The organism is Microbacterium sp. H1-D42 (assembly GCF_022637555.1).
In the GTDB taxonomy this organism is placed as follows: domain Bacteria; phylum Actinomycetota; class Actinomycetes; order Actinomycetales; family Microbacteriaceae; genus Microbacterium.
The window spans coordinates 2907413-2921498 of the sequence record NZ_CP093342.1 but is presented as its reverse complement, the minus strand read 5'-3'; the positions used below and the strand labels follow the sequence as shown (position 1 = coordinate 2921498).

Annotated in this window: 20 protein-coding genes; 13 read left to right on the top strand and 7 right to left on the bottom strand. The window is 66.6% G+C overall.

Annotation, left to right across the window (positions count from 1 at the left end; all coding sequences use genetic code 11):
* Positions 1–60: 60 nt before the first annotated feature.
* Positions 61–516, top strand: a complete 456-nt coding sequence (tadA, locus tag MNR00_RS13910) for a tRNA adenosine(34) deaminase TadA (RefSeq protein ID WP_241926512.1) — start codon at positions 61–63, stop codon at positions 514–516.
* Positions 517–543: 27 nt separating this feature from the next.
* Here the strand turns inward: tadA and MNR00_RS13905 are convergent, their stop codons facing one another.
* Positions 544–1434, bottom strand: a complete 891-nt coding sequence (locus MNR00_RS13905; RefSeq protein WP_241926511.1) for an alpha/beta hydrolase — start codon at positions 1432–1434, stop codon at positions 544–546.
* Between the two features lie 13 nt (positions 1435–1447).
* Entirely contained in the window at positions 1448–2419 is a 972-nt protein-coding gene (locus MNR00_RS13900; protein WP_241926510.1) for a cation diffusion facilitator family transporter, read from the bottom strand.
* Between the two features lie 78 nt (positions 2420–2497).
* Between MNR00_RS13900 and proC the strand changes: the two genes are divergently transcribed.
* Positions 2498–3334, top strand: coding sequence for a pyrroline-5-carboxylate reductase (gene proC, locus MNR00_RS13895; protein WP_241926509.1), 837 nt, complete (start codon positions 2498–2500; stop codon positions 3332–3334).
* A gap of 11 nt (positions 3335–3345) precedes the next feature.
* Here the strand turns inward: proC and MNR00_RS13890 are convergent, their stop codons facing one another.
* Positions 3346–4017 carry a TrkA family potassium uptake protein gene (locus MNR00_RS13890; protein WP_241926508.1) on the bottom strand — a complete coding sequence of 224 codons (672 nt, stop codon included), beginning with the start codon at positions 4015–4017 and terminating at the stop codon, positions 3346–3348.
* On the bottom strand, positions 4010–5440 hold the full coding sequence (locus MNR00_RS13885; RefSeq protein ID WP_241926507.1) for a potassium transporter TrkG: 1431 nt from the start codon (positions 5438–5440) through the stop codon (positions 4010–4012). Before MNR00_RS13885 ends, MNR00_RS13890 begins: the two co-directional genes overlap by 8 nt.
* Before the next feature lie 103 nt (positions 5441–5543).
* On the opposite strand from MNR00_RS13885, the gene MNR00_RS13880 reads away from it, so the two are divergent.
* The gene (locus tag MNR00_RS13880) at positions 5544–5960 is read left to right on the top strand and encodes a metalloregulator ArsR/SmtB family transcription factor (protein WP_241926506.1); all 417 of its coding nucleotides are present in this window, start codon (positions 5544–5546) and stop codon (positions 5958–5960) included.
* Positions 5961–6006: 46 nt separating this feature from the next.
* On the opposite strand, the gene MNR00_RS13875 is transcribed toward MNR00_RS13880, so the two are convergent.
* Positions 6007–6810, bottom strand: a complete 804-nt coding sequence (locus tag MNR00_RS13875) for an ABC transporter permease (protein WP_241926505.1) — start codon at positions 6808–6810, stop codon at positions 6007–6009.
* A complete protein-coding gene (locus MNR00_RS13870; protein WP_241926504.1) occupies positions 6807–7748 on the bottom strand; it encodes an ATP-binding cassette domain-containing protein in 942 nt (313 codons plus the stop codon). The genes MNR00_RS13875 and MNR00_RS13870 overlap by 4 nt, the downstream gene beginning before the upstream one ends.
* An 85-nt stretch (positions 7749–7833) precedes the next feature.
* Here MNR00_RS13870 and MNR00_RS13865 point away from each other — a divergent pair, with 85 nt between their 5' ends.
* The 9 genes from MNR00_RS13865 to MNR00_RS13825 all read left to right on the top strand — a co-directional run bounded on the left by MNR00_RS13865 (position 7834) and on the right by MNR00_RS13825 (position 12920).
* Positions 7834–8760, top strand: coding sequence for a TetR/AcrR family transcriptional regulator (locus tag MNR00_RS13865; RefSeq protein ID WP_241926503.1), 927 nt, complete (start codon positions 7834–7836; stop codon positions 8758–8760).
* 109 nt (positions 8761–8869) lie between these two features.
* A complete protein-coding gene (locus MNR00_RS13860; protein WP_241926502.1) occupies positions 8870–9061 on the top strand; it encodes a helix-turn-helix domain-containing protein in 192 nt (63 codons plus the stop codon).
* Positions 9062–9078: 17 nt separating this feature from the next.
* Positions 9079–9564, top strand: a complete 486-nt coding sequence (locus tag MNR00_RS13855; protein ID WP_241926501.1) for a hypothetical protein — start codon at positions 9079–9081, stop codon at positions 9562–9564.
* A 111-nt stretch (positions 9565–9675) separates the two neighbouring features.
* On the top strand, positions 9676–9774 hold the full coding sequence (locus tag MNR00_RS13850; RefSeq protein ID WP_003792170.1) for an AURKAIP1/COX24 domain-containing protein: 99 nt from the start codon (positions 9676–9678) through the stop codon (positions 9772–9774).
* 63 nt (positions 9775–9837) lie between these two features.
* Positions 9838–10107 (top strand): glutaredoxin family protein, encoded by a 270-nt coding sequence (locus MNR00_RS13845; protein WP_241926500.1) that lies wholly within the window; start codon positions 9838–9840, stop codon positions 10105–10107.
* A complete protein-coding gene (locus MNR00_RS13840; protein WP_241926499.1) occupies positions 10104–10406 on the top strand; it encodes a Dabb family protein in 303 nt (100 codons plus the stop codon). The genes MNR00_RS13845 and MNR00_RS13840 overlap by 4 nt, the downstream gene beginning before the upstream one ends.
* 141 nt (positions 10407–10547) lie before the next feature.
* Positions 10548–11363 carry a transporter substrate-binding domain-containing protein gene (locus tag MNR00_RS13835; RefSeq protein WP_241926498.1) on the top strand — a complete coding sequence of 272 codons (816 nt, stop codon included), beginning with the start codon at positions 10548–10550 and terminating at the stop codon, positions 11361–11363.
* Positions 11364–11376: 13 nt separating this feature from the next.
* Positions 11377–12168: an amino acid ABC transporter permease gene (locus MNR00_RS13830; RefSeq protein WP_241926497.1), complete on the top strand. Its 792-nt coding sequence runs from the start codon at positions 11377–11379 to the stop codon at positions 12166–12168.
* Positions 12165–12920 (top strand): amino acid ABC transporter ATP-binding protein, encoded by a 756-nt coding sequence (locus tag MNR00_RS13825; RefSeq protein WP_241926496.1) that lies wholly within the window; start codon positions 12165–12167, stop codon positions 12918–12920. Before MNR00_RS13830 ends, MNR00_RS13825 begins: the two co-directional genes overlap by 4 nt.
* A gap of 46 nt (positions 12921–12966) precedes the next feature.
* Here the strand turns inward: MNR00_RS13825 and MNR00_RS13820 are convergent, their stop codons facing one another.
* Positions 12967–13149, bottom strand: coding sequence for a YegP family protein (locus tag MNR00_RS13820; protein WP_241926495.1), 183 nt, complete (start codon positions 13147–13149; stop codon positions 12967–12969).
* Between the two features lie 80 nt (positions 13150–13229).
* Between MNR00_RS13820 and MNR00_RS13815 the strand changes: the two genes are divergently transcribed.
* Positions 13230–14051, top strand: coding sequence for a TSUP family transporter (locus tag MNR00_RS13815; RefSeq protein ID WP_241926494.1), 822 nt, complete (start codon positions 13230–13232; stop codon positions 14049–14051).
* Positions 14052–14086 lie beyond the last annotated feature (35 nt).

The window sequence follows — 14086 nt, the reverse complement described above, 5'->3', positions numbered from 1 at the left end:
CTCGTCCCCCGCGAGGCGGATGCTGCGCACCGGGTGTTCTTCCCAACTAGGCTCAACCGCATGACCTCCGCGTACGACAGCCCGATGCGCCGCGCGCTCGTGCTGGCCGCTGAGGCGGGCGCAGCGGGCGACGTGCCGGTCGGCGCAGTGGTGCTGGACGCCGACGGAACGATCATCGGCGAGGGACGCAATCTGCGTGAGCAGACGCACGATCCCACGGCCCACGCCGAGGTCGTCGCACTGCGCGCCGCCGCCGAGGCGCATGGCGGCTGGAACCTCGAGGGCCACACCCTCGTCGTCACGCTCGAGCCGTGCGTGATGTGCGCAGGGGCGATCCTGCAGGCGCGCATCGGCCGGGTCGTGTTCGGCGCATGGGACGAGAAGGCCGGCGCCGCAGGCTCGATGCACGATCTGCTGCGCGACCGCCGCCTGCCGTATCGTGCCGAGGTGGTCGGCGGGGTGCAGTCGGATGCTGCCATCGCCCTTCTGCAGGAGTTCTTCGACGCCAGGCGCTGAACGCCGGACGATCGCGGGCAGAACCTCTCAGCGCCCGCCGGTTGCAGCATCCGCCAGCAGCGAGACCATCGTCAGATATCCCTGCGCGCGCCCGTCGTAGTACCCGATGTGCCGCACTCCGTGCTCATCGACCGTGCTCTGCGAGGCATGCCCTTCGACTGGCACGCCCACCACGGTCGAGCCGTCCGGTCCCGGCGCTTCGCCCCCGTCGCAGTCGAAGCCGATGACGCCGGGGATGTCGCGGGGGTCGATCGGATGCTGTCCCAGTCGACCAAGGGGAGCGATGCTGTCGTTTGCACCCTCGGTGGCGTACAGGACGAGGTCGCCGCGGGTGTTCGCCTGCCCGAGCGCAGAGCTGGCCGCATGCGTCACACCGGCCGACGCGAACGAGAACGCGGTGCGCACGACGCCCGCGATGTTCATGGCGAACAGCTCGCCGAGCAGGGTCGACGAGTACGAGTAGGTGACCAGCGCGATGTGCGCGGTGGGATTGCGCGCCACCAGCTTGTCGATGTCGACGGCCAGTTGCGCTGCGCCCACCGTGGCGTGCCGTGTGGCCAGTGCCGACACGTGCGTGCCGGAGTCCCACGCGAACCACGCGATCGTCGCGACGTCGCGCGGTTCGCCCCTCAGCACGCATGCGCGGATGACATCCGCGCAGACGCGCTGGGCGGCACCCGCCCACGGGCCGAAATCGTCCAGCCCGGTGTCGATGCCGTGCAGCAGGTACACCACCAGATCGGCCCGCTCGACATCGCCGAACGAGACCACGGCTCGAGGCTCGCCGCCGGCTGTCGAGAACGACTGCAGACGCGCCTGCGGATCGCCGTCGAGCACAGTCTGCACCTGCTGCAGCTTGTGCCGGGTCGCCTCAGGCAGATCGCTGCGCGCAAGCTCAGCGCGAAGTGCGTCGATCACGTCGACCGAGAAATCAGTCGGACGACTTCAGCACGAACGCGTCTGTGGGCGGCTCGGGATCCAGTGACGGCCGATACACGTCGGGTTCCAGGTAGATCACGCGCGCAGCAGGCACGGCATCGCGGATCCGCGATTCGATCTCATCGATGTCTGCAGCCGCCTCACGTACCGTCTTGTCGGCCTTCAATGCGATCTTCGCCGCCACCATCAGCTCGTCAGGGCCCAGGTACAGCGTTTTGATGTGGATGATCTTCTGCACGTCCGGTCCGCCGGCGATGGCGTCCACGATCCGATCGAAGTCGGCCTGATTCGCGCCCTCGCCGACCAGCAGGCTCTTGGTCTCGATGCCGAGGACGATCGCGATGAGGATCAGCAGCAGGCCGATCATCAGGGTGCCGAGAGCGTCGTACATCGAGTTGCCGGTGAGCAGAGTGAGCCCGACGCCGAACAGCGCGAACACGAGGCCGACCAGCGCGCCGGTGTCCTCCAGCAGCACGACGGGCAGCTCCGGCGCCTTGGACCGGCGGATGAACGACATCCACGACTGGCCCTTCTCGCGCACCAGGTTGCTCTCCTTGATGGCGGTGCGCAGCGAGAACGACTCCAGGCCGATCGCGATCACCAGCACGGCCAGCGGCAGCCACCACCACTTCTCATCCAGCGCATGCGGGTCGATGAGCTTCTGCACGCCCTCGTAGACCGCGAACAGACCGCCGAGCGAGAACAGGATGATCGACACGACGAACGCAGACACATACCGCTCGCGGCCGTAGCCGAACGGGTGGTCGCGGTCGGCCGCGCGCTTGGCCTTGCGACCGCCGAGCAGCAGAAGAAGCTGATTGCCGGAGTCGGCGACCGAGTGGATGGCCTCTGCGAGCATCGACGCGGAGCCGGAGAGCGCCCAGGCGATGAACTTGGCGAGGGCGATGCCCATGTTCGCCAGAAGTGCCGCGATGATCGCCTTGCTGCCACCCGTTGCGCTCATGCTCAGAGTCTACGACGACCGGACGCACAGGCCGGGGAGCGCGATGGACGGGCACGGGGCGCCTCGTAGGATGGCGGCATGGTCGACACGCTTCCCTCCCTCGCATTCCTCGGCGCAGGTTCCATGGGAGGTGCGATCCTGCAGGGGGTCGTCGCCTCTGGGGCGGCGGTCGACGGCGGCATCGTCGCGACGAACCGCTCGCGCGAGAAATCGGATGCCCTGGCGACGCTCCCCGGCGTGCGCAGCATCGCGCTCGCAGAGAATCCCGACGGGAACCTCGAGGCGGCAGCATCCGCCCGCATCATCCTCGTCGGCGTGAAGCCGGTGATGGTGCCAGACCTGCTCCGCGAGATCGCGCCGGTCCTGCGCGATGACGCGATCGTCGTCAGCCTCGCCGCCGGCGTCACCCTGGCCACTTTCGCGGATGCCCTCGGCGCTGACGTCCATGCGATCCGCTCCATGCCGAACACGCCGGCCACCGTCGGGCGTGCTGTCACGGGCCTTGCCGCAGGCGCCGCAGCGACCGCCGACGACATGGCGCTCGTGCGCGCCCTGTTCGAGACCGTCGGTGCGGTGATCGAGGTGCCCGAATCGCAGATCGACGCGCTGTCGACGGTGTCGGGATCGGGCCCCGCCTACGTGTTCCTGCTCATCGAGCAGCTCACGAAGGCGGCGCGCGGGATGGGATTCTCGGATGCTGACGCGCGCCTCATGGCCGAGCAGACATTCATCGGCGCGGCGGCCCTGCTGGAGGCATCCGATGTCGACCCCGCCGAGCTGCGCCGACGCGTGACGAGTCCCAAGGGCACGACCGAACGCGCGATCGCGGTGATGCAGGACGCCGGTCTCGACGACATGTTCGCCCGGGCGACCGCCGCTGCGCTGGCCCGCGCGAAGGAGCTCGCCGCCGGCTGACCAGCCGATCGTTACCGGTCGAGACCCGCGAAGCGCTCGATGTCGCTGTTGGTGCCAGAGACGATGATCAGGTCGTGGTTGGTGACGATGGTGTTGGCCTCGGCGTAGCGGAACGGCTTGCCAGGACTCTTCACGCCGACCACCGTGACCTTGTACTTCGTGCGCACGCCCGATTCGTTCAGGCCGACGCCGCGGATGAACTTCGGCGGATACATCTTCGCCAGGACGAAGTCATCGTCGAAGCGGATGAAGTCCAGCATCCGACCGCTGACGAGGTGAGCGACGCGCTCGCCCGCCTCTCGCTCGGGGTAGATGACGTGGTTCGCACCCACGCGCGCGAGGATCTTGCCGTGCGACTGCGAGACCGCCTTCGCCCAGATCTGCGGCACCTTCAGGTCGACGAGGTTGGCGGTGATGAGCACGGATGCCTCGATGAGCGACCCGACGGCGACGACCGCGACCTGGAAGTCCTGTGCGCCGATGGCGCGCAGGGCATCGATGTTCCTGGCATCCGCCTGCACAGTGTGCGTGACGCGATCCGACCACTTCTGCACCAGCTCGAGGCTCTCGTCGATCGCGAGCACCTCGCGATCGAGCCGGTCGAGCTCTCCGGCGCAGGCCGCGCCGAAGCGGCCGAGTCCGATCACGAGCACTGGGGCGTCGCCCCGCACCATCTCAACCAACGATCGGCCTTTCCACTGGCAGCGAGTAGAGCTGCGATCGGGACGTCGCGGCGACCGCCGCGGCGAGAGTCACTGTACCAACGCGCCCCATGAAGATGGTCGCGGCCAGCACATAGGAGGCGCTGTCAGGAAGCGTCTCGGTGAGGCCGGACGAGAGCCCGACGGTGCCGAACGCCGAGATGACGTCGAAGAGCACGTCGATGATGGGCGACTTCGTGATCTGGGCGATCACGATCGTCGACAGGGCGACGATCGTGGCACCCCACGCGACGACGCTGAGCGCCACCCGCTGCACATCGCTCGGGATGCGACGGCCGAAGGCCTCGACCGACTGACGGCCCCTGGCCTCTGACCAGACGGCGATGGCGAGCACCGCGAGGGTGGTCACCTTGATGCCGCCGGCGGTGGATGCTGAGCCGCCGCCTACGAACATCAGCATGCAGGCCGCCAGCATCGACGAGCCGTTGAGATCGGAGATGTCGATCACGCTGAACCCGCCCGAGCGGGTCATCGCCGACAGGAAGAAGGCGTTCATCGTGGTCTCGGAGGCGTCCATCGACCCGAACGTCTCCGGGTTGTTGTACTCGAGCACGAGGAACACCACCGCTCCGAGCACGAAGAGCAGCACGGTCGTGATCAGAGTGAGCTTGGTGTGCAGCGACCAGCGCTTGACGTGCCAGACGTTCTTGGCGAGGGCGTAGATCACCGGGAATCCGATGCTGCCGAGGAACACGCCGGTCATCAACAGAATCAGCACCAGGTAGTCGTCGGCGAAAGCCGCGACGCCGCCGTCGTTGGGGGCGAAGCCGGTGTTCGTGAACGCCATCGCGGCGAAGTACGGTGCCTCCCACAGTGCAGCGATCGGGTTCACCCCGGCCAGCACGAGTGCGGGGTAGAGCAGCACAGCGAGGGCGATCTCGATGATGGCCGCCGACACTGCGACGGTGGTCAGCAGCTGGCCGACCTCGCCGAGGCGCACAGTCTGGCTCTCGTTCACGGGGCCGCCGTGCGCACGCAGCGGGTTGGTGTCGCCGGCCGCGAGCAGCTTGGCGCGCAGCCCAAGGCGCTTGGAGATGACCATGCCCATCAGGGATGCCAGGGTGAGCACTCCCAGACCGCCGATGTTCACGCCGATGAAGATGACGACGTGGCCGAACGCCGACCAGTGGTTCGCCATGTCGACGGTGGCTAGGCCCGTCACGCAGATCGTCGACACGGCCGTGAACAGCGCATCGCTGAGCGGGGTGATGGTGCGCGAGGCCGATGCGATGGGCAGCGACAGCAGCGCCGTGAACAGCAGGATCAGCGCCGCGAAGATGACGATCGCGAACCGCGAAGGCGATGAGGTGACGATGTGCTTTAGTCGGCGACCCGCACTGTGCAGGTTGCTTCGAGGAGAGGACGCCGACACTATGCCCGACATCGATCCCCCTTCTGGCTGCTCCCGCTGCGTCTTCGGCCGGCGTGACGTCGATCGCCGAGCCTTCGTCATGGTACTCCGTGCCTGTGCCGACTACCCTGATGGCATGACCGACATCTTCGATGTGATCGCGGACGGCACGCGGCGTGACATCCTGCGACTGCTGCTCGACGCGTCCGGCCGGAGCGAGGACGGCACCAGTGTCACCGAGATCGTGAGTGAACTGGGCATCAGCCAGCCGACGGTCTCGAAGCACCTGAAGGTGCTGCGCGACGCGCAGCTGGTGACCGTGCGCGAAGACGGTCAGCGCCGGTTCTACAGCATCGCCGTCGCCCCGCTCGAGGTGGTCGACGACTGGCTGGTGCCGTTCCTCCCCGACGCGTACGGCGACCAGGCACCTGACATCGACATCTCGTTCGCACCGCTGCCGTCGGCGACCGTGCATGCGGCGGAGACAGTCGGCCGAGTGGCGGCAACCGCGAAGCATGCCGTCACGTCGGCACTGAAGCGACTCGGCAACTGACCCGGGCGCTGCGCGGAGCCGGGCCGGCCGCCGAGGCCTGACGCGACTACCGACGCCCGCCGCGACGCCGGTACTGCGTGCTGCCCCATACGACGGCCACGGCGAGGATGCCGACGCACCACGCCACCGCCCAGATCGCGGAGGAGCCCATCGGCGTGCCGAGCAGCAGGCTGCGGATCGTGTCGATGATCGGCGTGAGCGGCTGATAGGTGGCGATCGGCTGCAGCCATGCCGGCATGCTCTCGACCGGCACGAATCCGCTGGAGATGTACGGCAGGAAGAGCAGCATGAAGCCGTACCCGTTGGCGGCTTCGGCGCTGCCGGCCGCCAGTCCGATCGCCGCGAACAGGTACGTGAGGGCGAGGATGTACAGCGCGATCAGCGCGGCGGCCGCGACCCATTCCAGAGCGGATGCTGTCGGTCGGAAGCCGACCAGCAGAGCCACGCCCACGACGATCGCGGTGGCGATCATGTTGCGAACCAGACTCGCGACGACATGCCCGGTGAGCACGGCTGACGAGCGCACCGGCAGGGTGCGGAATCTGTCGATGATGCCGGCCGACATGTCGGTGGCGACGTAGACGGCCGTGGAGGATGCGCCGAAACCGGCGCAGGTCAGCACGATGCCGGGCACGACATAGTCGACGTACCCGCCCGAAGGATCGATCGCTCCGCCGAAGACCCACGTGAACATCAGCATGAGGATCACCGGCAGCAGGATCGCCATCAGCAGCGATTCGCCGTCCCGGAGCGAGCGGCGCAGACTGCGTCCGACGAACACCGATTCGGCGGCGATGCCGCGCAGTCGCGGACGTGTCGCTGGCGCTGGGGTGAGGGCGGTGGCGCTCATGCGGACTCCTCGATTCGAGTGGGAGCGGACGAGGTGCCGGCGACCGATGAGTCGTGCGGACGGTCACCGGTGAGAGTGAGGAAGACGTCGTCGAGCGTGGGGCTGTGCAGGCTGACGGTGCCGGTGATCCCGGTGTCGTCGATGGTGTCGAGTGCAGCTCTGATGCCGCCGACCGAGCCGTCGGTCGCGACCGAGCGCAGGACCTCTCCGTCGGCTCCGTGCAGCTGCACGGAGGTTCCGCCGACCCGTGACTTGAGCTCTTGCGGTGTGCCGAGGCCGACGATCCTGCCGGCGTCGAGCACCGCGATCCGATCAGCGAGCCGATCGGCCTCCTCGAGGTACTGCGTGGTGAGGAAGATCGTGGTGCCGGCCGTCGCGAGAGAGCGGATCGTCTGCCACAGTGCCCGTCGACTGCGGGTGTCGAGGCCGGTGGTGGGCTCGTCGAGGAAGAGCACCGTGGGAGCCACGACGAGACTCACGGCGAGGTCCAGGCGGCGCCGCATGCCACCCGAGAAGGTGCTGACCCGCCGGGCGGCGACGTCGATGAGGTCGAAATCCGAGAGCAGGGCGGTCGCGCGACGTCGGGCCGCACGGGTGCTCATGCCGCTGAGGCGCGCGAACATCGTGACGTTCTCCGCCGCGGTCAGCATGTCGTCGACGGCAGCCGACTGTCCGGTGAGCGCGATGCGGCGTCTGACCTCGTCCGGTGCGGAGGCCACGTCGAAGCCGGCGACCTGTGCGGCACCGGCGTCATGCGCGATCAGTGTCGTGAGGATGTTGATGGTCGTCGTCTTGCCAGCGCCGTTCGCGCCGAGCAGGGCGAAGATCTCGCCGGGGTGCACTTCGAGATCCAGTGCGTCGAGGACCGGATGGCCGTTGTAGGTCTTGCGCAGCGCGGTGGTGCGGATCACCGGCGGTGAGGTGTCTGGCATCGGCATCGCAGTTTCCGTTCTTCTGTGTATGTACGAAACTGTTTATGACGCTAACACACTGTTTATCACGTACACAACCTATGCTGAAGATATGACGGCTGACGAGACGGAGCTTCCCCGCGGCATCGCCCTGGCGTGGGGAGTCGCTGCCAATCCGCAGCGCGGCCCGAAGCGCGAGATGAGCGTCGAGCGCATCGTCGAGACCGCCGTCGCCCTGGCGGACGCCGACGGCATCGGAGCGGTCTCGATGGCGGCGGTGGCGGCAAAACTGGGCTTCACGCCGATGTCGCTGTACCGCTACGTCAGCGCCAAGGACGACCTACTGCTGCTCATGCAGGAGCAGGCGACCGGCCTGCCACCTGAAGCGCATCGCGACCACGACACGTGGCAGGCGAAGATGACCGCCCTCTTCGAGGCGCAGGTGCTCGTCTACCTCGAGCACCCGTGGATCCTGTCGCTGCCCATCACCGGCGCGCCGATCACTCCGAGCAGCTCCGCATGGCTCGACGCCGCCCTGGCCGTTCTCGAGGGGACACCCCTGAGCGACACCGAGCGTCTGGCGACGGCTCTAAGTGTGATGGGACAGTCGCGCTGGTACGGGATCGTGCTCGCCGGCTATGCCGAGCAGGCCCGCCTGACCGGCCTGTCGCCCGAGGACGTCTCGGCGCGGGAGGCCGCACTGTTCGATCGGGTGATCACGGACGAGGAGTTCCCTGCGCTGCGCCACGCCATCGACGCCGGGGTCTTCACCGACGAGGGCGATCCGTTCCGGTTCGGCCTGCAGCGCATCCTCGATGGTGTGGCCACGTACATCGACCGACGCGAGAATGGCGAACCGGCCGAGGCTGAGGCCGCATGGGTCGAGGGCGAGGCGGAGCAGGTGCTCGCCGACAAGCGCGTGCGCGAGTCGCGCAAGGCCGTGCGCGACGCCGAGAAGGCATTGCGCACCGCCCGCAAGGAGGAGCGCGTCGCGTTGCGCGATGCCAGGGCACGGGTCACGCGCGACGCGCCGAAGTGACGCCTTCAGCATCCGCACAAGCTGATCACAGCAATCACACACGTCACGCCTGTTTACACGCGTCGCACCCAACCCATATGCTGTGGTTCAGCAGAAAGGGGTACGTGGGATGCCCGAGGTTCAAGATGTTCGATTCCTGACGGTGGCCGAGGTCGCCGAGCTGATGCGCGTGTCCAAGATGACCGTGTACCGACTCGTGCATGCTGGGGAGCTGCCGGCCATTCGCTTCGGGCGCAGCTATCGCGTGCCCGAGTCCGCTGTCGCTGACGTGATGAACAAGCCGATCGCCGACGCAGGCTGATCGACCGGGACGAGATCGTGGACGTCGGCACGTTCTACGCACTCTTCTCCACCACCTGCTTCACGCTCACGGGGCTCTGGTGGAACGTCGTCCGCGCACGCAAGGACTGGACTTCCGATCCGCCGATGCGACGCACGATCGGCGGCATCTACCTGTCGTTCCTGCTGCCGGCTCTGATGGGGCTGTTCGCGCAGGTCGGCGGCACCGAAAGCCCTCTGCTCTGGCGGATGTCGTTCGTCGTCATCGCGATCGTCGGCGGACTGTCGATGCTGCGACTCGTCTCGCTCGGTCGTCGCGACGGCGCCACCGCATCGGTCCTGTGGACCCAGATCGGCATAACCGTCGTGTACGCGGCGATCGCCGTCATCGGGGCCGCCCCTCAGCTTGCCGAGCCGCTGGGTCTGAAGGGGATCCAGGTGGAGGCGCTGCTGCTGATCGTGCTGGTCGCGCTCGGGCATGCTCTGGTGTGGCGGTTCATGGTCACAGACCGCGTGGACGAGTGAAGGTGCGGGCGCGCGCTTTCCGTTTGCTAGAATCATCCGAGGCATTTTTATCCATGCCCGTACCCGGGTGCCGCCTTCCGGGCATCCAACCCCTGACTTAGTGAGGTTTCCGTGGGTTCAGTCATCAAGAAGCGCCGCAAGCGCATGGCGAAGAAGAAGCACCGCAAACTGCTTCGCAAGACTCGCCACCAGCGCCGCAACAAGAAGTAAGCGGCACGACACCAAGCGCCTGTCCTCGGACGGGCGCTTTGTGTTCGGCCGCAGGAGAACCCCATGGGATCGACCACACTGACCCTGATCGGCAAGCCCGACTGCCACCTCTGCGACGTCGCTCACGATGTCGTCGACGCCGTCGTCGCCGAACTGTCGGATGCAGAGGCCGACCGCCTCGAGATCGTCGAGCAGTCCATCGCCGAAGATCCGACTCTGTTCGAGAAGTGGTGGGAGAAGATCCCCGTAGTCCTGATCGATGGCGAGCTGCACGCGCACTGGCGCGTCTCGCCCGACCGATTGCGCGTTGCGCTGAAGGAGAAGCTCGCATGAGCATTCGTCACGTTGTGAGCTGGAAGCTGGCCGAATCGGATGCTGCTGTGCGGGGTGAGCAGGCCGCAGAGGTCGCCCGCCGGCTGAACGCGCTGATGGGCGTGATCCCAGAGCTGCGCGCGGTGTCGGCCGGAGCCAACATCGCTCATCCCGACGTGAACTGGCATGTCACTCTGGTCGCCGACGTGGACTCGCTCGACGACCTGGCGGCCTATCAGGTGCATCCAGCGCACCAGGAAGTCGGCGGCTACATCAAGTCCGTCGTGGTTTCGCGCGTCGCTGTCGATTTCGAGGTCTGACCGGTCGCTTCGGAACATGTGCGGGTTCGCAACGCAAATGTGATACCGAGTCCGCTCCTCGTGCGTCGATGCCGCGCACCGCGTGACAAGATGAGACCTACCCGTCTGTGGGCGCAAGCCCCCTGTCACGAAGGAGTGGCCATGAACCGCCGTCCTCTTCTCTTCGGTGCTGCCATTGCGGCCACCGCCGTTCTCGCCCTCACCGGCTGCGCCAGCAACGATGCCGGCGCCGGTGGCGACACCGCGCCCTCCGGCCCGGACTACGGTCTGGTCACCGCGGGCACGCTGACCGTGTGCTCCGACATCCCCTACGCGCCGTTCGAGTTCGAGGGCGGTGACAACGGCACCGGCTACACCGGCTTCGACATCGACCTGCTCGACGCCATCTCCAAGAAGCTCGATCTGAAGCTCGCGGTGATCGACACCGGTTTCGACGCCCTGCAGTCCGGCGCGACTCTGGCTGCCGGCACGTGCGACCTCGGTGCATCCGCGATGACGATCACCGATGAGCGCAAGGCGAACATCGACTTCGCCGACCCCTACTACGACTCGCTGCAGTCGCTGCTGGTGCGCACGGATTCCGGCATCAAGAGCATCAACGATCTCGACGGCAAGAAGGTCGGCGTGCAGCAGGGCACGACCGGCGAGAACTACGCCAAGGAGAACGCCAAGGGTGCTGAGCTCGTGCAGTTCCCCTCCGACGGTGAGCTGTGGCCGGCGATCCAGGCCAAGCAGATCGACGCGATCCTGCAGGACCAGCCGGTGAACATCGAGCACGAGAAGGCTGATTCGACGTACCAGATCGTCGAGGAGTACAACACCGACGAGCAGTACGGCTTCGCGTTCGCCAAGGACAAGAAGACCGAACTGCGCGAGGCTGTGAACGAGGCTCTCGGCGAGCTGCGCGACAGCGGCGAGTACGACACCATCTACGACTCGTACTTCAGCGCGAAGTAATCCGGAGGCGGCAATGGCGCTGCGCAAGCGAACACGGAGCCGGCTCTATCAGGGCACCGTCTATGTAGTCCTCGGCGGGCTGCTGATCTGGATGCTGCTCGCGACCGACTGGTCGGCGGTGCAGCAGCAGTTCGCGAACCCCGAGATCGCGATGAAGATGCTGCCAGGCATCATCACGATCGGCCTGAAGAACACCATCGTGTTCACGCTGGTCGCCTTCGTCGGTGGCCTTCTGCTCGGCATCGTGCTCGCGCTGATGAAGCTGTCAAGCGTCGGGCCGTTCCGGTGGATCGCCACGGTCTGGATCGAGCTGTTCCGAGGACTGCCGGCCCTGATGACGATCTTCGCGTTCGCCTTCATGCTGCCGATCGCGCTGCAGGTGCAGTTTCCCGGCGGCTCGGTCGGCGCCGGTCTGATCGGTCTGATCTGCGTCTCGTCGGCGTACATGGCCGAGACGATCCGCGCCGGCATCCAGGCGGTGCCCAAGGGGCAGAGCGAGGCATCCCGGTCGCTGGGCATGTCTCCGATGAAGACGATGTTCTGGGTGGTGCTGCCGCAGGGCTTCCGCATCATCATCCCGCCGATGACCAACGAGTTCGTGCTGCTGTTGAAGGACACGTCCCTGATGTTCATCGCGGGATCGACCCTGTTCACGAAGGAGCTCACCACCTTCGCCCGCGACGGCATTTCTCAGTTCGCGAACTCGACGCCGTTCGTGATGGCGGCGCTGCTGTACCTGGTGGTGACGATCCCGCTGACGCGCTACGTCGCGTGGCTGGAGCGAAGGATGGCGAGGCAGCGATGACAACCGACATGATCGACATCAGCGCCCCGGCGATCGACGTGCAGGGCCTCGTGAAGTCCTTCGGCGACAACGAGGTGCTCAAGGGCATCGACCTGACCGTCACGGCGGGTGAGGTGGTGTGCATCATCGGCCCGTCGGGGTCTGGCAAGTCGACGCTCTTGCGCTCGGTGAACCTGCTCGAGGATCCGACCGGCGGCAAGATCCTCATCGAGGGCATCGACATCACCGACGAGGACACCGATATCGATCGGGTGCGCACGCGCATCGGGATGGTGTTCCAGAGCTTCAATCTGTTCCCGCACCTGAACGTGCTGGGCAACCTCACGCTCGCGCAGCGCCGGGTCAAGAAGCGCTCGAAAGCAGAGGCCGAGCAGATCGCGAAGGAGATGCTCGAGCGGGTGGGGCTGGCTGAGAAGGCGGATGCCTACCCCAGTCACCTCTCCGGTGGACAGCAGCAGCGTGTGGCCATTGCGCGTGCGCTGTGCATGCGCCCCGACATGATGCTGTTCGACGAGCCCACCTCGGCGCTCGACCCCGAGCTCGTCGGCGAGGTGCTGCAGGTGATGCGCTCACTCGCAGAAGAGGGCATGACCATGCTCGTCGTCACGCATGAGATGGGCTTCGCCCGCGAAGTCGGCGATCGCCTGATCTTCATGGACGGCGGCCACATCCTCGAACAGGGCGACCCGCGCGAGGTGCTCGGGAATCCTCAGCATCCGAGGACGCAGGACTTCCTCTCACGCGTGCTGTGAACATGCCGGAGGGCGGGATGCGACAGCATCCCGCCCTCCGCTGTTCTCAACCTTCGGTCTCGACGACTTCTGCGTCGGCGGCGTTGCGGCGAACGGAGTCGATCCCGTTCAGAGCGCTCGACTTCGAGGCGTAGCCCTGACCGGTCGCGATGACCTCGCCGTTGCCTGCCTTCAGCCGGAAGCGCCAGTCGCCGTCCTTGTCTGTGTAAAGCTCGAATTTGCCTGCCATAAAGGGCACCTCGTCTCTCGCGGGTGCGGAGCATCTTCGCTCCTGCGCTCACGTTAGCGGATCTGGCATCCTGAGAGGTGATGGAAATCGGAGCGCTTCTCGGCCTGGAACAGCTCACGTGGGGCGTGCTCGCGCTCGTGGTCATCGCCGCATTCGGAGCCGGCTGGGTGGATGCCGTCGTGGGCGGTGGCGGCCTGCTGCAGCTGCCGGCGCTGCTGCTGATCCCCGGCATCAGCCCCGTGCAGGCGCTGGCGACCAACAAGCTGGCAGGGGTGTTCGGCACGAGCACCAGCGCTGCGACCTTCTACCGTCGCGCGAAGCCCGATCTGCGCACAGCTATTCCGATGGCACTGATCGCGCTGCTCGGATCGTTCGGCGGAGCCGCCGTGGCCATCGTGCTTCCGGCATCCGCGTTCAAGCCGATCATCGTCATCGCGCTGCTTGCCGTCGCGCTGTTCACGGCCTTCCGGCCCCAGATGGGCGCGACGACGATGTTGCGCTTCCACGGGCATAAGCACCACATCGCCGCGGGTGCGGCCGGACTGATGATCGGCTTCTACGACGGGCTGATCGGCCCTGGCACCGGCACGTTCCTCGTGATCACCCTGGTGAGTCTGCTCGGCTACGACTTCCTGCAGGCGAGCGCAAAGGCGAAGATCGTCAACCTCGCCACCAATCTCGGCGCACTGCTGCTGTTCATTCCGCACGGCGCCGTGCTGTGGCTGCTCGGCGGCATTCTCGCCCTCGCCAACATGGCGGGCAGCTACCTTGGCTCGCGCATGGCGATCTCGAACGGCACGAAGTTCATCCGCGTGGTGTTCCTGATCGTCGTGGTGGCGCTGATCGGCAAGCTCGGAGTCGACGTGTGGAACGAGAACATCGTGCCTGCGCTCGGCATGTGATGCGGAATCGGACTCGCGCGTCACGGGGCTATCCG